The organism is Lactobacillus sp. MRS-253-APC-2B (genome assembly GCF_012843675.1).
Classification (GTDB): domain Bacteria; phylum Bacillota; class Bacilli; order Lactobacillales; family Lactobacillaceae; genus Limosilactobacillus; species Limosilactobacillus pulli.
The window spans coordinates 24409-42740 of sequence record NZ_JABAFO010000002.1; the positions used below are offsets into that span (position 1 = coordinate 24409).

General features: G+C 47.8%; 19 protein-coding genes and 1 tRNA gene. 14 read left to right on the forward strand and 6 right to left on the reverse strand.

The window, feature by feature from the left end:
* Positions 1 to 46: 46 nt before the first annotated feature.
* Complete coding sequence (locus HF864_RS01740; protein WP_169461406.1) at positions 47 to 220, reverse strand: hypothetical protein; 174 nt, start codon at positions 218 to 220, stop codon at positions 47 to 49.
* Positions 221 to 426: 206 nt separating this feature from the next.
* Here HF864_RS01740 and HF864_RS01745 point away from each other — a divergent pair, with 206 nt between their 5' ends.
* The 4 genes from HF864_RS01745 (at position 427) to HF864_RS01760 (ending at position 4657) form a co-directional block, all read left to right on the forward strand.
* The gene (locus HF864_RS01745) at positions 427 to 1605 is read left to right on the forward strand and encodes an acetyl-CoA C-acetyltransferase (protein ID WP_169461407.1); all 1179 of its coding nucleotides are present in this window, start codon (positions 427 to 429) and stop codon (positions 1603 to 1605) included.
* Positions 1606 to 1827: 222 nt separating this feature from the next.
* Entirely contained in the window at positions 1828 to 2463 is a 636-nt protein-coding gene (locus HF864_RS01750; protein ID WP_169461408.1) for a phosphatase PAP2 family protein, read from the forward strand.
* Positions 2464 to 2522: 59 nt separating this feature from the next.
* Positions 2523 to 2611, forward strand: a tRNA-Ser gene (locus tag HF864_RS01755).
* 273 nt (positions 2612 to 2884) lie between these two features.
* Positions 2885 to 4657, forward strand: a complete 1773-nt coding sequence (locus tag HF864_RS01760) for an oleate hydratase (RefSeq protein ID WP_169461409.1) — start codon at positions 2885 to 2887, stop codon at positions 4655 to 4657.
* 124 nt (positions 4658 to 4781) lie between these two features.
* Here HF864_RS01760 and HF864_RS01765 read toward each other — a convergent pair whose 3' ends face one another.
* Both HF864_RS01765 and serC read right to left on the reverse strand, forming a co-directional pair.
* Positions 4782 to 5957, reverse strand: a complete 1176-nt coding sequence (locus tag HF864_RS01765; protein ID WP_169461410.1) for a phosphoglycerate dehydrogenase — start codon at positions 5955 to 5957, stop codon at positions 4782 to 4784.
* A 12-nt stretch (positions 5958 to 5969) separates the two neighbouring features.
* The gene (gene serC, locus HF864_RS01770) at positions 5970 to 7052 is read right to left on the reverse strand and encodes a 3-phosphoserine/phosphohydroxythreonine transaminase (RefSeq protein ID WP_169461411.1); all 1083 of its coding nucleotides are present in this window, start codon (positions 7050 to 7052) and stop codon (positions 5970 to 5972) included.
* A 312-nt stretch (positions 7053 to 7364) separates the two neighbouring features.
* Between serC and HF864_RS01775 the strand changes: the two genes are divergently transcribed.
* Positions 7365 to 7985, forward strand: coding sequence for a histidine phosphatase family protein (locus HF864_RS01775; RefSeq protein ID WP_169461412.1), 621 nt, complete (start codon positions 7365 to 7367; stop codon positions 7983 to 7985).
* A 110-nt stretch (positions 7986 to 8095) separates the two neighbouring features.
* Here HF864_RS01775 and HF864_RS01780 read toward each other — a convergent pair whose 3' ends face one another.
* Positions 8096 to 10519, reverse strand: coding sequence for a cation-translocating P-type ATPase (locus tag HF864_RS01780; protein ID WP_205882254.1), 2424 nt, complete (start codon positions 10517 to 10519; stop codon positions 8096 to 8098).
* A 377-nt stretch (positions 10520 to 10896) separates the two neighbouring features.
* On the opposite strand from HF864_RS01780, the gene HF864_RS01785 reads away from it, so the two are divergent.
* The 5 genes from HF864_RS01785 to HF864_RS01805 all read left to right on the forward strand — a co-directional run bounded on the left by HF864_RS01785 (position 10897) and on the right by HF864_RS01805 (position 15001).
* Complete coding sequence (locus tag HF864_RS01785) at positions 10897 to 11622, forward strand: ribonuclease H family protein (RefSeq protein ID WP_169461413.1); 726 nt, start codon at positions 10897 to 10899, stop codon at positions 11620 to 11622.
* A gap of 321 nt (positions 11623 to 11943) precedes the next feature.
* On the forward strand, positions 11944 to 12396 hold the full coding sequence (locus HF864_RS01790) for a MarR family transcriptional regulator (RefSeq protein ID WP_169461414.1): 453 nt from the start codon (positions 11944 to 11946) through the stop codon (positions 12394 to 12396).
* A gap of 49 nt (positions 12397 to 12445) precedes the next feature.
* Positions 12446 to 13162, forward strand: a complete 717-nt coding sequence (locus HF864_RS01795; protein WP_169461415.1) for a phenylalanine--tRNA ligase beta subunit-related protein — start codon at positions 12446 to 12448, stop codon at positions 13160 to 13162.
* A 10-nt stretch (positions 13163 to 13172) separates the two neighbouring features.
* The gene (locus HF864_RS01800; RefSeq protein ID WP_169461416.1) at positions 13173 to 14342 is read left to right on the forward strand and encodes a hydroxymethylglutaryl-CoA synthase; all 1170 of its coding nucleotides are present in this window, start codon (positions 13173 to 13175) and stop codon (positions 14340 to 14342) included.
* Positions 14343 to 14425: 83 nt separating this feature from the next.
* A complete protein-coding gene (locus HF864_RS01805) occupies positions 14426 to 15001 on the forward strand; it encodes a pyridoxamine 5'-phosphate oxidase family protein (protein WP_169461417.1) in 576 nt (191 codons plus the stop codon).
* Positions 15002 to 15040: 39 nt separating this feature from the next.
* On the opposite strand, the gene lexA is transcribed toward HF864_RS01805, so the two are convergent.
* The gene (gene lexA, locus HF864_RS01810; protein ID WP_006499147.1) at positions 15041 to 15667 is read right to left on the reverse strand and encodes a transcriptional repressor LexA; all 627 of its coding nucleotides are present in this window, start codon (positions 15665 to 15667) and stop codon (positions 15041 to 15043) included.
* Positions 15668 to 15833: 166 nt separating this feature from the next.
* On the opposite strand from lexA, the gene HF864_RS01815 reads away from it, so the two are divergent.
* Positions 15834 to 16085, forward strand: a complete 252-nt coding sequence (locus tag HF864_RS01815; protein ID WP_169461418.1) for a DUF896 domain-containing protein — start codon at positions 15834 to 15836, stop codon at positions 16083 to 16085.
* A gap of 78 nt (positions 16086 to 16163) precedes the next feature.
* A complete protein-coding gene (locus HF864_RS01820; RefSeq protein ID WP_034540131.1) occupies positions 16164 to 16394 on the forward strand; it encodes a YneF family protein in 231 nt (76 codons plus the stop codon).
* 121 nt (positions 16395 to 16515) lie between these two features.
* On the opposite strand, the gene HF864_RS01825 is transcribed toward HF864_RS01820, so the two are convergent.
* A complete protein-coding gene (locus HF864_RS01825) occupies positions 16516 to 17154 on the reverse strand; it encodes a 1-acyl-sn-glycerol-3-phosphate acyltransferase (protein ID WP_169461419.1) in 639 nt (212 codons plus the stop codon).
* Between the two features lie 117 nt (positions 17155 to 17271).
* Between HF864_RS01825 and HF864_RS01830 the strand changes: the two genes are divergently transcribed.
* Both HF864_RS01830 and HF864_RS01835 read left to right on the forward strand, forming a co-directional pair.
* Positions 17272 to 18030, forward strand: a complete 759-nt coding sequence (locus HF864_RS01830) for a tRNA1(Val) (adenine(37)-N6)-methyltransferase (RefSeq protein ID WP_169461420.1) — start codon at positions 17272 to 17274, stop codon at positions 18028 to 18030.
* The gene (locus HF864_RS01835; RefSeq protein ID WP_169461421.1) at positions 18014 to 18295 is read left to right on the forward strand and encodes a GIY-YIG nuclease family protein; all 282 of its coding nucleotides are present in this window, start codon (positions 18014 to 18016) and stop codon (positions 18293 to 18295) included. The genes HF864_RS01830 and HF864_RS01835 overlap by 17 nt, the downstream gene beginning before the upstream one ends.
* Positions 18296 to 18332: the final 37 nt, after the last annotated feature.

Genomic DNA, 18332 nt, shown 5'->3' on the forward strand with positions numbered 1-18332 from the left:
TGTTTTCATATTACTGAAAGCTGCCGATAACGGGATGTCAGTTTGATTATTTTTGCTCAAATAAAAGCGCGCAGACAATCATGATAGCAGCCAGGCCCCAGGCAGCCAATTTAAAGATCAGCAGTCCCTTAGGCGTGGTCTTGATTTCTGGATGGCGTTTCCAGTAGATCGGCATTAAAACGGCCAGCAGCACACAGCCGGTTGCAATTATCCAAAACATATTAATCACCTCACGTATATTCGTAAAAACTTTACCATATATTCAGCAGGTATTGACAATCATTAATCATCTTTTTGACGATTTACGATTGATAAACCGCAGCGCAAAAGGTGGTCATTAATTAATGGGGCAATTAATTGCACTGGACAACGAAAATCGATAAACTAGGTTACGTTTGCAAGATTTCATATTGTGGGGGAAGCTTAATGGAAAAAACATATATTGTTGCTGCCCGGCGAACGCCAATTGGTAAATTTGGCAAGTCTTTAGCGGCCGTTTCTGCCGTGGAGCTTGGCGCAGTTGCAATCGAAGCCGTCGTCAAAGACAGCGGCGTGACCAAAGAGGCGATTGATCAAGTTTTAATGGGCAACGTAATTCAAGCTGGCGCTGGCCAGAATCCAGCTCGTCAAGCCGCAGTTAAAGCCGGGTTGGACTATGCCACGCCCGCAATTACGATTAATGACGTCTGCGGCTCTGGATTGTCAAGTGTTAATCTGGCAGCCAGTCTGATTCAATCAAATCAAGCGCGGATTGTGATTGCCGGTGGGATGGAAAGCATGTCGCGGGCGCCTTATATCTTAAATCAGGCTCGTGGCGGCTATCGATTTGGGGATGGACAACTAATCGATGCTTTACAAAAAGATGCCTTGATTGACGTTGAAAACAACTATCCAATGGGAATTACCGCTGAAAACGTTGCTGAGCTTGATCAAATCAGTCGTCAAGCGCAAGATGAATTTGCCTTGCGCAGTCATCAAAAAGCAGTTGCGGCACAAGCCAGTCATGCGTTTGATCGTGAAATTGTCCCAGTCGAGGTTCCAACCCGCAAAGGCACGGTGATTGTTAAAGAAGATGAGGCCCCGCGCGCGGATACCTCACTTGAAGCGCTGCAAAAGCTAAAGCCGTCATTTACCAGTCAAGGAACGGTTACGGCGGGGAATGCCTCGGGACTTAACGATGGGGCAGCAGCCGTGATGCTGGCTTCTGAATCGGCAGTAAAACAATATGGACTGCAGCCTTTAGCCGAGTGGCAAGCTGCGACCCTGGTTGGTATTGACCCGGCCTATATGGGATTAGGGCCAGCCTACGCAATTGAAAAATTGTTTAAGGACAATGGTATCAGCCGTGATGATATTGACCTGTATGAAATCAACGAAGCCTTTGCCTCACAATCAGTTGCCTGTCTGCGGCGGCTCAAGCTGGACGAACAGCGTGTCAACCCCCGTGGCGGTGCGTTGGCACTGGGGCATCCGGTGGGCTGTTCCGGAGCTCGAATTCTGGTGACGCTGATTCATGAAATGCAGGATCTCGATGCGCGGACTGGGATTGCCAGCCTGTGCATCGGTGGCGGCATGGGCGTGGCCTGTCTGATTGAAAAGGCATAGAATAGAAAAGACTGATCTTAGAACAGCCAAAGCTTTTTTGACGAGTCAGGATGTTTTTAAGATCAATGATTGGCTGTTAAATTAGCGTTGCCGGCGTGTCTGAGCAGCTTGGCTCAAAAGAAGCAATCTGAAGTAATGACTGGTCGAGAATAAACATTGGTAAAGGAATGGAAAAATAGTAAAATACTAATTTAGATGCATAGTTTTGAGAGGATTTTGATTATGAAAAAGTCGCGTTGGATTGATTTTGGCGTTGTCTGTGGTTTGTTTTTTCTGGCTTTCATGTTTGCCGTTTTGCGTCATGATTCCCAGATCAAAACCATGGACCAGGCTGGCTTTGCTTTAACGATGCCAATCACTGCTATGAAAACTCGCGTCATGCTTTTGATCACCGCATTCGGCTCGCCACAGTTTCTAGGACCGGTAACGCTGATAATGATGCTGATTTTATGGTGGAAAAAGCGCCTAGGCGACAGCATGTGGTATGGTGCCATGCAGTTTGTGGGCTATTTGTTGGTGATTGCATTTAAGAGCAGTGTGATGCGGCCGCGGCCGGCGCATCAGTTAGAAAAGATTGGCGGCTATAGTTTTCCTAGCGGTCATACCTTTGCCACGGCAATCTTTGTTTTAACGCTGCTCGCATTGGTATGGCCACGGCTTAAATCTAGATGGGTCAAGATACTGCTTGGTATCATTGGAGCTAGCTGGATCTTTTTGATTATGTACTCACGCGTTTATCTACACGTTCACTACGCTAGTGACGTCTGGGCTGGTTTGTTGCTGGCGCTTTGCTGGTGGCTGATTGCCAACTCGCAAAAAGAGCGCTTTATGAATTGGCTGGCTGAAATTCAAAAATAATTACTTATCACTCTTGTCAAATCTGTAAAAATTCGCTATACTAATTAGCGTTGAATTATGGAGAGTTGGCAGAGTGGTAATGCACCGGACTCGAAATCCGGCGAACCCGTGTTGAGCGGGCGCGCAGGTTCAAATCCTGTACTCTCCTTTTTCAGAGACATCTATAACTAACTAGAAACCCCAAAGCCTTGAAATGATAGGTTTTGGGGTTTTTAGTAATTATTAGAAATTGAAAAGTTGGGACACCTAATGCAGCTTCGAAATGTTTTGCTGGACGATTTCTGTACATTTTAGTTAATCTGGTTCATTAATAAACAGATCGGTAATCTGAACTTGTCGCTATATTATGTAAGCGCTATACTAAACGTATGAACTGATGTTATCGCTTTCGCAAGGATTATTTTACACTGGAGGGGTTTTTATGTATTATTCCAACGGTAATTATGAAGCATTTGCACGTCCTCGCAAGCCTGAGGGAATCGAACAAAAACACGCCTATATTATTGGTGGGGGGCTGGCCGGCTTGGCAGCGGCCGTCTTCATGATTCGTGATGCTCAGATGCCTGGCGAAAACATTCACATCTTAGAAGAGCTGCCGGTTGCGGGGGGCTCACTTGATGGCGAGAAGCGTCCTGGCGTTGGGTATGTCATTCGGGGCGGTCGAGAAATGGAAAACCACTTTGAATGCCTTTGGGACATGTATCGCTCAATTCCTTCCCTGGAAATCCCAGGCGCCTCTTATCTGGATGAATACTACTGGTTGGACAAGGATGATCCCAATTCATCAAACTGCCGTCTGATTCATAATCGCGGCGATCGGGTACCTAGTGATGGCAAGTATGGCGTCGAGAAGTTTTCAAAATATATCGTTAAGCTGGTTTTGACTTCAGAAGATGAGTTAGAGGGCAAGACGATTGGCGACTGGTTCCCAGATGAGTTCTTTGACACCAATTTCTGGCTGTACTGGTCTACTATGTTTGCCTTTGAAAAGTGGCACTCCTTGATTGAAATGCGGCGCTACTGCATGCGCTATATTCACCATATCGATGGGCTGCCAACGCTGAGCGCCTTGAAATTCAACAAATACAACCAGTATGAGTCAATGACTAAGCCAGTCTTGGCATATCTGCAGGCTCATAATGTCGACATTCAATACGACACTGTGGTCAACAATGTCTTGGTTGATACCAGCAATGACAAGAAGATTGCCAAAAAGATTCTGCTGACTAAGGATGGCAAGGATGAAGAAATCGTCTTGACCGACAACGATTATGTCTTTGTTACCAATGGCTCAATTACTGAGAGTTCAACCTATGGCGATCAGAACACGCCGGCACCGATCACGCACAGCTTAGGACCAAGTTGGAAGCTGTGGGAGAATCTTTCCTATCAGGATGCCGATTTTGGTCACCCTGACGTCTTTTGTAAGAACGTTCCTGACCGTGCCTGGTTCATCTCAGCTACGGCAACGCTCAAGAATCGCAAGCTGGCGCCATACTTTGAACGGCTGACCAAGCGCAGTCTTTATGATGGCAAGGTCAACACCGGTGGGATCATCACGGTTACCGACTCGAACTGGATGCTGAGCTTTACGATTCACAGACAGCCGCACTTTAAGGACCAAAAGCCGGATGAAACGGTTGTCTGGATCTATGCGCTTTATTCCGACACGGAAGGCAACTACATCAAGAAACGGATCGTGGACTGCTCAGGCAAGGAGATTACTGAAGAATTGCTCTACCACCTGGGCGTTCCAGTTGACGACATTGAAGGCTATGCCGAAAACGACGTCAATACCGTACCTGTCTACATGCCTTACGTTACCAGTTACTTCCAGCTGCGTAAAAAGGGCGATCGGCCGGCAGTTGTGCCAAAGGGATCGCAAAATCTGGCCTTCTTGGGCAACTTTGCCGAATCACCAACTCGCGACACGGTCTTTACCACGGAATACTCGGTTCGGACCGCGATGGAAGCTGTCTACACGCTCTTTAACGTTGATCGCGGCGTTCCTGAAGTCTTTGATTCTGTCTTTGACATCCGCCAAGAACTGCGGGCTCTGTACTACTTGAGTGACAAGAAGACATTGCCGGAGATGGATCTGCCGGTACCAAAGCTGGCTGCCAAGACCGCGTTGCGCAAGCTAAAGGGAACTTGGATCGAAGAAATTCTCAAAGAGCAGCATCTGCTTGAATAATTAAAACAATTTAAAAGATCAGATTATGTAAAAAGACCACCAGCGCCAATTTGCGGGTGGTCTTTTGATATTGAGCAAATAAATTAAGATAAGTGGTTAAACTTATGGCTGCTGATTGGGCGGACTAGTCGTGATGAATCAAGCGGACGCGGGTGATGGCATCGACTTGGCTTAAACGGTCAATCACTTTTTGCGCGGTTGCCGGCGTGAGGTTCGAAACGTCTAGCATCGTATAGGCATAATTGCCGCGCGAACGGTTGACCAGGTTTTCAATGTTGATGCCTTCATCGGCCATAAACGTCGAAATCTGCCCCAGCATGTTCGGGATGTTTTTGTGAATCAGCGTGAAACGATCAGGACTGGCAAAGGGGGCAGCCACATCTGGCAGGTTGACCGAGTTTTTGATGTTGCCGGTTTCCAGATAGGTCATGATTTCATGAGCCGCGATCTGTGCACACTTGACCTCAGCTTCGACCGTTGAGCCGCCGATATGCGGCATGATGACGATATCGGGATTGTTCAGAATCTGAGCCTCGCTGAAGTCAGTGTAGTACTTTTTCAGCGTGCCATCAGCCAGGGCCTTGACGGCAGCGGCATTGTCAACGATTCCCAGTCGCGAGTAGTTGAGCAAAACGGCGCCGTGCTTGAAATGCTTTAATTCTTCCGTGCCGATCAGTCCAGTGGTTTCTTCATTTTTAGGAACGTGAACCGTTACGAAATCGGCGCCTTTGATAGCATCGGCAATTGTCTGTGCGCGTTTGACCTGACTTTCCAGCTGCCAAGCCGATTCAACGGAAAGATAAGGGTCATAGCCGATGACGTCCATGCCCAGATCAACGGCGGCGTTGGCAACCAGCGAGCCAACGTGGCCCATGCCAATAACGGCGATGCGCTTGCCTAAAAGCTCAGTGCCGTTGAAGCTGGTCTTCTGCTTTTCGGTTCGCAGCGTAATATCGGCACCAGGCTTGGCATTGGCACTCCATTGAATGGCAGCGATGATGTTCCGGCTAGCCATGATCATCGAGGCGACGACCAGTTCCTTAACGGCATTGGAATTGCCGCCAGGCGTGTTGAAGACGACCGTGCCGTTTTCAAGAGCTTTGTCTAATGGGATATTGTTAAAGCCGGCCCCGCAGCGCGCGATAACTTTCAGACTCTTGGGAAATTCATGATCATGCAGATCCACGCTGCGAATCATATAGGCATCCGGTTGAGCCTCGGGATTATTGATCTGGTAATCAGCCGTAAATTCATCAAGTCCGGCTTGAGCAATAGCGTTATAGGTTTTGATCTGGTACATGAAAGATTCCTCCTAGCGATTTTCTTTTTCGAATTGCTGTATAAAGTCACACAAAGCAACGACACCATCATATGGCATGGCGTTATAGATACTTGCCCGCATGCCGCCAACGAGTCGGTGACCTTTTAGATTCAATAGACCGTGTTCCTGGGCCTCTTTGACGAATTTAGCATCCAGTTGCGCGTCGCCAGTTACGAATGGCACGTTCATGAGCGAACGATAGCGAGGATCGACATTGTTTTTAAACAGCTTGGAGTTATCCAGGCAGTCGTACAGCAATTGGGCCTTCTTGCGGTTGCGAGCGTCCATGGCCTTAAGACCACCTTGTTCATCGATCCATTTCAAAACCAGCCCGGCAACATAGATTTGGAAGACGGGCGGCGTGTTGAGCGCGGACTTTTTAGCGGCCTGCTTGGTGTAGTCGAGCATGCTTGGCAGCCCCTTGACATGACCCAGCAGCGACTTTTTCAAGATTACGATCGTGACGCCAGCAGGAGCCAGATTTTTTTGCGCACCGGCATACATCAGATCGAATTTTTCAAACGGATAGTCTTGACCTAAGAAGTTGGAAGAAAGGTCGCCAACCAGCGGCGTACCGTTAGTTTCCGGCAGTTCTTGCCAAGCCGTACCCATGATGGTGTTGTTGGTCGTAATGTGTACGTAGTCATAGGTATCTTGTGGAATGGCTGGTACTTTTGGCAGGGTGGTGTAGTGCTGGCCTTTAGAGGAGGCTAGAATATCGGCTTCCACGCCTTTGAGCAAGCGTGCTTCTTCAACGGCGCGTTCAGACCAGTGACCAGTGTCGATATAAGCGGCGCGATGATGTTGATAGGTAAGGTTTAATGGTACGGCCGTAAACTGCGTGGTGCCGCCGCCCTGCATGAATAAGACGTCATATTCATGATCATCCAGATTCATCAATTTGTAGATGCGCGCCTTGGCATCCTCATAAACATCGACAAACAGCTGAGAACGGTGCGAGATTTCCAGAATGCTCATGCCAGAATCATTGAAATTTAACAATTCAGCTTGAACTTTTTTAAGAACTTCTTTTGGCAGCACAGCCGGACCAGCCGCAAAATTATAGACAGTCATTGTCATTCCTCCAAATCTTAAAATAAAAAAGCACCCACTTGATTAAGTGAGTGCCATCCAAATTCAGTCTCGGATTTGAATTGACCTCACTTATCGCGAAGGCCAACTCAAAATGCGGCCTTCTAAACGCGGGAAGACCATGATGAGGAAACCATCAATGCAAAATCAAAATTGTTTAACAGCATGTTCAGTTCCCTCCTCATCAAATTATTATTTATCGTTAACAAAATTATAATCTGATTGCAAAAAAACGTCAATAATAAATTTGATTCTGGTATAATGACCAAAAACTAAAGTCGAAAGGAAAAGAATATGACCGAATTTTATATCATTCGCCATGGTCGCACCTTTGCCAATGCGGCCGGGCTTAAGCAGGGAACCATTAATACGCCGCAGACCTATCTCACTGATGAGGGACGGGCGCAGGCGCAGCTTTTGGCCCAGAATTTTGATTTGCGCGATTTTGACGCGCTTTATGTTTCGCCTTTGGAACGCACCAAGCAGACCGCGGCGATTTTAAATGAGGAGGCGCAGCTGCCGGTCATCGAAGACAGGCGTTTACTTGAGATTTCTTATGGGGACTGGGATGGTCAACCGAATGCTGATCTGATGAATCAATATCCAGAATTGTTTTCGACGTTTGTCAAGGATGTACGTCCTGAATATGCTGCCGTTGCCCATGGCGAGACGTTTACACATGTTGAAAAACGGGTCCAGGACTTTATTAAAGACGTTACGGCTCAGCATCCCAACGAGCGGGTCGTAGTCGTTACGCATGGCTTTACGGTCCGTTCGTTTGCAGCCAGTGCCACGCATGCGCCAGGCTTGACGATTCTGGAGCCAGAAAACTGCAGCGTTACTAAACTGATTGTTGAACCCACCACGCTTGAGCAGCATCTGATCTATTACAACCGTTCCACACAAGGATTCTAAGTTATCAAAAAGGCGGATCACGCGGAATGCGGGATCCGTCTTTAATTGTTTGCTGACTTTTAAGCGCAGCCGTCAAGATGGTTGACTGAACTGTTGGAAACGCTGCTAGTTCACTTTTGCATGGCATGTTTAGGCTTTTGACCAAGGTTGGCGAAAAAGTGCTCGTAAACCAGATCCGTCCAGCGCGTCAGGTGGGTCAGACTGGAATCGCCGGTCAAAGAAAGTACGAAGGCAAATCCCAGGGCAACTGCCGAAACGTGGTCAATGCCAAACAGACTGCCAAACAGCGACGCACAGACTAAAAGACCCATGATGCAGCCATAAAAGATGATGCTGCGGAATTTGTTAAGTGGATGACAGATCTGGTAGAGCACCATAAAGCCGACCGCGGCCAGAATCATGGTTGAGGCCGTTGAGATGTCTTGGCGGCTGAGGCCAAACAAGGCTCCGCAAACCACAATGACGCCAACGGTAAACATATCAGTGATCCCACCAGGCAGGGCGCGACGCAAAACGTTGGGCAAAAATTTGCCATGAATGCGCTGATGATTGGTTTCCAGGGCCAGCAGGAATGAAGGCGTCCCAATCGTAAACAGACTGATCAGCGTGATGTGGGAAGGATCGAGCGGGTAGTTGAATGCAAAGATCAGCGTAAAGATGGACAAGAGCAGTGAGAAGATGTTCTTGACCAAAAACAGACTGGCTGATCGTTCGATGTTATTGACAACCTGCCGTCCTTGCGCGACGACCTGCGGCATTTTGGCAAAGTCAGAATCAAGCAGCACCATCTGAGCGGCATTCATGGTGGCCTCATTGCCTGAAGCCATGGCAATACTGGTATCCGCTCGTTTCATGGCTAAAATGTCATTGACGCCATCGCCGGTCATGGCAACGACTTCACCTTGTTTTTGCAGCGCAGTGACGAACTTTTGCTTTTGATCTGGCGTCACTCGGCCAAAAACCGTATAGCGCTGTAAGGCACTTTCGTATTCGCGATCAGTTAAGGCAGCCGCGCTTACGCAGTTTTGCGCGCCTTCAATCTGCGCCTGTTTGGCTACGCTGGCAACCGTTAATGGATCATCACCCGAGATAACCTTGATCTTGACGCCTTGTTCGGCAAAATAGCGGAAGGTGGCGGGGGCAGTCTTGCGGACGGGATTTCTCAGCAAAACGAATCCTAGTGGGATAACTGGAGCGCTAAGACTAGCTTTGCTCAACTGACCTTGATACTGCCCAAATACCAGGACCCGATAGCCTTGCTTGGCATATGGCTCAAATTCATTGCTAAACATGGCGACACTGTCTCTTAGTACCATTTCTGGGGCGCCTAAGACGTAGCTTTCATTGCCAAAGCCCACGCCCGAGTACTTCCAGGCTGAACTGAACGGCACGATCTGATCAGCTTGGCGGCCGCTGCCTTGCGTAAAGTATTCTTTCATGGCTTTCATCGTTGAGTTGTCGCCAGGCATGGCCGCGCAAAAATCACTGATCAGGCTGCGCAGCTGATGGTCGTCAATCGGAGCCTGCTGGGCAGTAAAGAAACGCTGAACTTGCATTTGATTTTCGGTGATCGTCCCGGTTTTATCAACGCACAACACCGTAACGCGGGCCAGTGTCTCAATGCTTTTCATACTGTGCAGCAAAACCCGCTGCTGTGCCAAGCGCATGGCACTCAAAGCCAGCGCGACGGTTGCCAAAAGGTAGAGCCCTTCAGGAATCATGCCGATCAAGGCTGCTTCCATGGAAACGATGCTTTGTTTAAGCGGGTTGCCATTATGCACGTATGATTCATAAAATAGCGCGGCACCAATTGGAATAATAATGATGCCGACGAATTTGATCAGCCGATTGAGCGATTTGATCATGGCTGATTCTTCGGTAGTATCCATTTTCTGTGCTTTAGCCGTCAGCTTGGCGGCATATGAATCAGCACCGACATGCGTCAAGCGAACCCGTGCCGAACCGGAAACGACAAAGCTGCCTGACATCAGATTGTCGCCGGGATGTTTGGTGATCTCATCAGCTTCCCCAGTCAGCAGCGACTCATTGACGTTGAGCGAACCGGTTAAAAGCTGCGCATCGGCTGGAATCTGCTGACCGGTTTTCAACTCGATGATATCATCCAGCACCAGCTGATCAGTTGGCAGCTGAATCGGTTTGCCATCACGAATCGCCGTCGCCTTGGCTGCATTTAGCACTGTCAGTTTTTCCAGCACTTTTTTGGACCGCAATTCTTGGATAATGCCAATAACGGTGTTGGCAACGATAACAGGTAGGAAAGTCATGTCCTTGTATGAACGAACCAGCACCAGCAAGACTGCCAAAACAACGAAAATTAAATTAAAAAAGGTAAACGTGTTGCTGTAGATGATCTGCCGCGTGGTTTTGAAGGTCGTATTGATGGCGGTGTTGGTCAAGCCGGCCTGGGTGCGATGCGCCACCTGATCCTTGCTCAGGCCAGTATCAGGTGCGGCGTTGAAGTGCTCAATCTGCTCATCTTTAGCGGTTGCTGATTGTTGATGATGTCTGCGCATCCAATCATCCCTTTCTGCTTTATTTTTAATTTTATTTTAGCATTCTTTGTGATTTGGAACGGTTACCTTTAAGATAAATTAGGAACGATTTTGCGCGGGATTCAATTATTCGCCATATTATGCAATTTGGGATGTGCAATCTCAATGCCTGAAAGTCTTACAGATTATCGAAGACGTTGAGCGAATCTGTGGGCTTGGCGAAACCCATGATTTTGAACATGTGATCGTAGATGGTAAAATAATTGATAGCGTATCGGCAGTCTCGCTTCATGCTAATCGTTTGCAAAAGATGAGCAGCTTGCCGACAGCCAGACATCGGATAAGACGCAGGACGCGATTTCTGGCGTTTCATTAGAACAATAGCAGGGGGAATTGATTTGGCTTCAAAAAAGTTTTATGCCGTGCGCCGTGGCAAAAAGCCCGGCATCTACACCAGCTGGCCTGAATGTCAAAAGCAGGTTGCTGGCTTTGCCAACGCGCGCTTCAAGGGCTTTATGACCAGAGAAGAGGCTTTGGCATGGCTGCAGCAGCCGGAAAAAAGCAAGCCGCGGGCCGTTAAGCATGCCACGCAGACCAGCCTGGATCTGTTTGGCGAAAAGCAGGGGCCACGTTTTATTCCAAAAATTGTTTTTTATACGGATGGTGGGTCGCGCAATCATGGCAATCGAAGAGGCGATCATGTTCATGAAGACGATCGGGCAGCTTGGGCCTATCTGATTCGGTTTGAGGATGGCTTAAAAATCACTGATACGGCTGGTGAGCTTGGTGCGACCAACAATCGCATGGAGGTTATGGGACTTTTAAAGTGTCTGCAGCGCCTGCTTGAGCTAAATCTGCAAAACGAACCGATTGAAGGCATTCTTGACTCGGAATACGTTTTAAATCCGATCAAAAAAGGGCGGTTATATGGTTGGGCACGACGCGGCTGGAAGACTACTGGCGGCAAGCCGGTTGCCAATCAAGAGCTTTGGGCCGAGGTGAGCGTGCTGCTGCCTAAATTCAAACAGCTGCGCTTTAAGTGGACCAAGGGACATGCCAACAGTCACGGTAATGTTACGGTCGACCGGCTACTGAATAAAACGATGAATGATTTCAAGGACTAGACATCAATAAAATAGAAAACTCGCTTGATTTCGCGGACCGCGAATCAAACGAGTTTTTTAATTATGTATAAATAAAAAAGCTATCAGATAACGATTCCCCGCAGTTTAAAGAAACAGAACCGCACCAAATAGCTGGTAGTCAAGAAAGAAGTGAATGTCGGCACTCCTTACGGTTAATTATATTACTATATCGTGTCGAAAATGAAAACCCCTAAATTGAAATTTTATAAGAAAAAACGTGAATATTTTTCACATTTCAGTTTAAAGTTGCAATTACAACCGACAATCGATATAATATTGATCATGAAAGGTGGCGGGACGGTGATTGATGTATTACGCGAGATGGGAATGGCATCGCGAGCCTTGGATGCCATGGCCAACGCGGAATTTAAAAAAATAGAGCTGGCACGGGGACAGTTCGTATATTTGGTTCGAATCTATGAGCATCCTGGCATTATTGCGCGGGATTTGGCCAAATTAATTTTGATGGATAAGACGACGATTGCCAGAGCGGTTGCCAAATTGGAAAAAAACGGCTTAATCGTGCGGCGTTCTGATCCGGCCAATCATCGGATCAAGCGAATGTATGTAACGAAAAAAGGAGCGGAACTATACCCGTTTATTATTCGTGAAAATGAACATTCAAATGAGGTCGCTTTACAAGGCTTTTCGCCCCAGGAAGCTAAGCAGGCTCATGACTATCTGCAGCGGATGCGCCAAAATCTGGAAAAAGACTGGGATTTTGTTAAAGCAGGCGGTCAAAGAAATTATTGATGATATTAGATATAATAAAGACATATTAAATGGATAAAGGAGTTTTATTATGAAGCGAGTCGTAGTCGATGAAAGTTTTTGGGATGTTTTTCCAGATGCAGAGATTGCAATTATGTACGTTGATGGAATTGACAATCATGATACGGATGAGAACAAGGCAGAACGGGCTGAATTATTAAAACGGGCAACTGCTGAATCAGCTAAGTTCACCAAAGAAGAAACCTTCCGTGACAATCCAGTCGTTGCTCAGTGGCGCGAAGCCTATGCCAAGTTTCCTAAGCGTAAAGGTGCTCGGGCTTCAGTTGAGGCGCTGCTGAAGCGGGCCAGCCAGGGACATGTCTTTGAACCAATTGAACCGCTGGTTGACGTCTACAACAGCATCTCGCTGCGTTATGGCGTTCCCGTTGGCATTGAAGACCGTGATAAGATTGCCGGCGATATGCATCTAGGCAAGGCCAAGGGTGGAGAAAGCTTTCAGCCGGTCGGTGCTGACAAGGATGATCCAGCCCGGGAAGGCGAGATCCTCTATTATGACGATGCCGGTGCCGTCTGCCGCAGTCTGAACTGGCGTGATGCCCAACGCACGATGCTGACCAGCGATTCTAAAAACGTGGTCATCGTTATGGAAGCCATTAATGAAGAGCAGATTCAGCGGACACATGAGGCCATGGACGAGCTCAAGCAATTGATTGAACACTACTTTGGTCAGACCCCAAGCGAACCGCACTACCTAACTAAAGAGAATCCAATTGCCGATGTCGACTAGGTGAGCACGGATGAAGATTGGAATTGATAAAATGGCGTTTGCGACAACGTCAGAATATATTGATCTGGCGGAATTGGCGAGGGTACGCGGTGTTGATCCCAACAAATATCTGATTGGGATTGGCCAAAGCGAGCAGGCGGTTTTGCCCCCCACCCAGGATATCGTGACGCTGGGAGCTGCCGCGGCTGATAAGCTGTTGGATGAAGATGATCGTGAACGAATCACCACGGTTATCGTTGCTACAGAATCGGGAATCGATAACTCCAAGGCCAGTGCGATCTATGTCAAGCGACTGTTGAATCTGGATGACTATGTCCGGACTGTGGAAGTCAAGGAGGCTTGTTATTCTGCAACGGCAGCGATTCAGTTTGCCAGAGGTCAGGTCGCGCTGGAACCAGAAAAAGCGGTTTTGGTAATTGCAGCTGATGTAGCGCGTTATGGCTTAAAGACTGCTGGCGAGGTAACGCAGGGCGCTGGAGCGGTTGCCATGCTGATTACGGCTGCCCCACGGATCTTAGCGATTGAACGAACCAGCGTTGCCTATTCGCAAGACGTGATGGATTTTTGGCGGCCGCTTTATGCTACCGAGGCGATGGTCGATGGCAAGTATTCGACCAACGTCTATATTGATTTTTTCAAGCACACGCTGAATCGCTACGAGAAGTTAACGGATCGCAAGCTGGATGATTTCGCGGCAATTGCTTTTCATCTGCCATTTACCAAAATGGGTAAGAAAGCCTTGGAGGCCGTTTTGGGCGAACGTGATGACCAAACGGCCTGGCGTCTGCGCAAGGCACTATTGGCCAGCCAAAACTACAGCCGCCGGGTCGGCAATCTCTATACCGGGTCGCTTTATCTAGGTCTGATGTCGCTTTTGCAAAATGATTCTGAGCTAAAGCCTGGTCAGCGCATTGGCCTGTTCAGCTATGGATCGGGCGCGGAAGGCGAGTTTTACAGCGGAATTCTGCAGCCGGGATATCAAGAACGACTAAGCAACGTTGCAGGCGACCTCAGTGAACGCCAGCTGATTTCGATCGCAGCCTATGAGCAGCAGTTTAATGACCAGCTGGGAATGAATAAGGAAGACGTTGAATACGACATCAGCGCGGATCCGGCTCGTTTCGTCTTAGCCGGCCAAAAAAATCATCAACGTCAATACGTGGACAAGCATCAGCTGTAAAGTTTTTAAGCTGATTGAGATTGCAATTTAAGCTTAGCCTGTTTACGATTTATTAAAAAATGATTATAAAAGAGGCGGCTTTGATGAGAGATGATATTTATTTTGACCCCAATACGGTTGAATGGGTGATGACGCATTGTAATGTTGCCCAACTCGGCGTACAGGACGGTGATTCGGTCTATATCGTGCCGGTTCACTTCGGCTTTGAGCTGGATGAGCAACAGCATTTTTGCCTTTACTTTCATGGCAATGACGCAGGCAAGCGGGCGCGCTTAATGAAGGCTGATCCGCATGTTGGCGTAGAGATGTGCAGTGACTATCAGCTGCTTCCGGCAGCGCGGGACTGCCTTTTCAGTGCCAGTTTCCATAGCGTAATTGGCAAGGGAACGGTTAAAGAATTGGCGGCAGCTGAAGACAAAGTACACGCACTGACTGTAATGATGCACCATTACGTGGCACGAATGCCGCATCCGCTAACGGAGGACATGGTAAAGCAGGTTCATGTCTGGCGCGTTGATCTGGATGAGGTTGCCTGCAAGGTGAAAAATCCTAATGAAAACGACCAACAGATCTTAAAGGAGTTTGGGCATCAAGTAGACGTTCCCGATGCGGTCAGTTCCAGCAGTCAAAAAGCTGATGCAAAAGAGCCGATGGATTAGCAAAACAAAAAAAGAGGTGGGAATTGCCCCATCTCTTTTTTAGTAGATGCTGTCGCGGAAAAGCCCGACGACTTTGCCTAAAATAGTTACCCGGTCCAGGATGATCGGTGCCATCGTGTCGTTTTCCGGCTGTAGGCGATAATGACCGTTTTCCTTGAAGAAACGCTTGCAGGTAGCCTCGTTGTCATCATTCATGGCAATGACGATGTCGCCGTTTTTAGCGGTATCCTGCTTCCGAACAATGACTTTATCGCCGTTTAAGATTCCCATGTTGACCATTGAATTGCCTTGGATCTGCAGCATGAACAGGTCGTTGTGGTCCGGAATCGAAGGCGGGATTGGGAAATAATCAGTTGCATCTTCGACTGCGAGAATCGGCTCACCGGCAGCAACGATCCCTAATAATGGAATCTTTTCCTGCTTTGGTGCGATTCCTAAGACGTCCATGCCGGCGGGCGTAATCTCTAAAGCTCGTGGCTTGGAAGGGTCTTTTTGCAGATAGCCCTTCTTGATAAGCCGATTGATATGCCCGTGAACGGTAGATGTAGATGAGAGACCAACAGCTTTACAGATTTCGCGAACGGTTGGCGGATAGCCGTGAGTGGCGACCTGTTGATGAATATAGCTGAGAACGGCCATTTGCTTGCTGGCTGCTGTTTTTACCATGTTGCCACCTCATTTTTAGATTTTGAGTAATTATATCATACTCGCAAAATTTTTTCAAACATACGTTCGTTGGAACTTAACGACGCGGATTGCTTGCTAAATAATGCGGTGTTCGCTACACTAAGTAACGTAAAAATCACTGTTTCAGGCAGAGGGGAAGAAAATTATGGCTGATTCAAAAGCACAAGAAAAGCTGCTCAAACGAATCAATGAGCTGGCGCATAAAAACAAAACAGAAGGACTGACCGCGGCCGAAAAAGCTGAACGCAAACAGCTGCGTGATCAATATCTGAAGAATTTCCGGGAAGCTTTTCGCTCAAATATTGAAATGATGCGGATCTTTGATAAGGATGGCAAAGAGGTCACTCCGGAAAAAGTTCGGCAGATTCAACGTAAAAAAGGGCTGCGTGATGACTAATTCATCGAATGCGCCTTTTATTTGACGCCGATATCGTGTAACATTAGTATCGTTATCTAAAATAAGGGGGAAAAATCCATGAGTACTGGGCTTAGTATCATGTTGATCATCCTGGCACTGCTGGTTGGCCTTTTAGTTGGCTTCTTTGGTGCTCGGAAATACATGGAAAACTACCTGCGTAACAATCCGCCGATTTCTGAAGATATGCTGCGGACGATGATGATGCAGATGGGCCAAAAACCTTCAGATCGCAAACTGCACCAAATGATGCAAGCGATGAAGGCTCAAGCGCGTAAAGCAGGCAAATAGCAATCAAAAAGGACCGGTGCACTGCATCGATCCTTTTTGATTAGTATTGGTGCCAATCCTGACCAGTCTGACCGATTATGGGTGGCCAGCTGCCAGGCTAAGGTCAGGACTTTAAGCTTGATTAAAAGTCATCGTTTTTGGGCTTTTCTGGCATATAGTAGTGGTAATTGGGATCAAGCTCGTCGTCCAGCTGATCAAATGCCGTCTGCATCTGGCGTTCCAATTCCTGTTGATTCTCATCGGTTAGGCGTAGCTTGCGGTCAATATAGATTGGCTTGCCAAAACTGATCTTGCGCTTTTGCCGTTTAAAGATGCCGCTTAGCTTCAATGGCCCTTGGTAGACGGCGGGCACCAGCGGCACGTTGGCCATTTTGGCAATGATCAGCGCGCCGCCTTTGATCTTGCTGGAATAGCGCGAGCCAGTCGGGAAGATGATAGTTGAGCGATCACTGTTTTTCAGCAGCCTGACCGGAGTTTTGATGGCAGAGGGGCCGGGATTTTTGCGGTTGACGGGAAAGGCGCCCAGCTTGCGCAGAAACCAGCTGGCAAAGCGTCCTTTGAATAGCTCTTCTTTGGCCATGAACGTAAATTTTTTAGGATAAACGGCCAGAGCCAATAGAACCGGGTCCATCCAGGTACGGTGCGGTGCGACGATAATGTAGTTGCCCTCAGGAAGGCGATCTTTATGTTCAATCTGAGGCCGACCATTAAACAGCGTTAACAGCGGATTGACCAGATGAACCAAGAAATCATAGAGCATTTAAACAACTCCCAATTTTTAAAGTAATTTTATATATTTAGTATGACGAACCATACTCAAACATGCAAGCAAACATATACGCTACAGCAAATTATTAGCAACCAAGTGAGGGAAAATATGACAACCGTTCAGCTTAAACCAAACGAGCGCATTGATCAGCTCAGCGCGCAAGGAGTACAAATCATTCAATCCAGTGAAGTTTTTGCTTTTTCATTAGATGCCGTGCTGCTGGCTGATTTTGTGCGGCCAAATCGGCGTCAAAAAACCAAAATCGTGGATCTGTGTGCTGGGAATGGCGCGATCGGTCTGTTTTTGCATCATAAGCTAGGCGGGCATTTTTATGAGATCGAGCTGCAGGAACGGCTGGCTGATATGGCTCAGCGATCAGTGGCCTTAAATGATCTGACGGCCCGTTATGATGTGGTCAATGACGATGTTGCCAATGTTTACCAGTACGTGGCTAAAGATCATGCGGATGTGGTTGTCTGCAACCCGCCGTATTTTAAGAACGCGCCAGCGAGTCAGAAAAATCCTAATCACTATCTGGCAATTGCCCGGCATGAATTAACGATTGATCTGGCAATGGTCTGTGATCGCATGAGCGGCCTTTTGAAAATGAATGGGCGCGGCTATCTGGTACATCGGCCAGATCGGCTGCCGGAAATCCTAGCTACGATGACGGCCCATCGGTTGGCGCCGAAAAGAATCAAGTTTATCTATCCCAAACCGGGGATGGAAGCCAATATGGTGCTGATCGAGGCGATTAAAGACGGTAAGCCAAATGGGACGCGCATTATGCCGCCATTGATCGTAGCGGGTGAAGATGGTGAGTATGGACCGGAAGTGCAGGCGATGCTTAATGGTCAAAACGTCTGAGCGGCATTATTATTTTTACGTGCTCTATTGCGCAGACCACACACTGTATGGCGGCTACTCCACAGATGTCTGGCGGCGTTTGGCAATGCATCAATCCGGCAAGGGAGCCAAGTATACCCGACCACAGAAACGCCGCCCGCTCAAGCTTTTGTATTACGAAGAATTTGATAATCAGCATGACGCGCTGAGTGCGGAATGGCACTTTAAGCATCAGCCGCGCGCTAAGAAAATTGCCTACCTGCGTGCCCATAATATTAAAATCTGATTAAAAAATCTTCCATTCAAGCAAATCTGTCTGTATA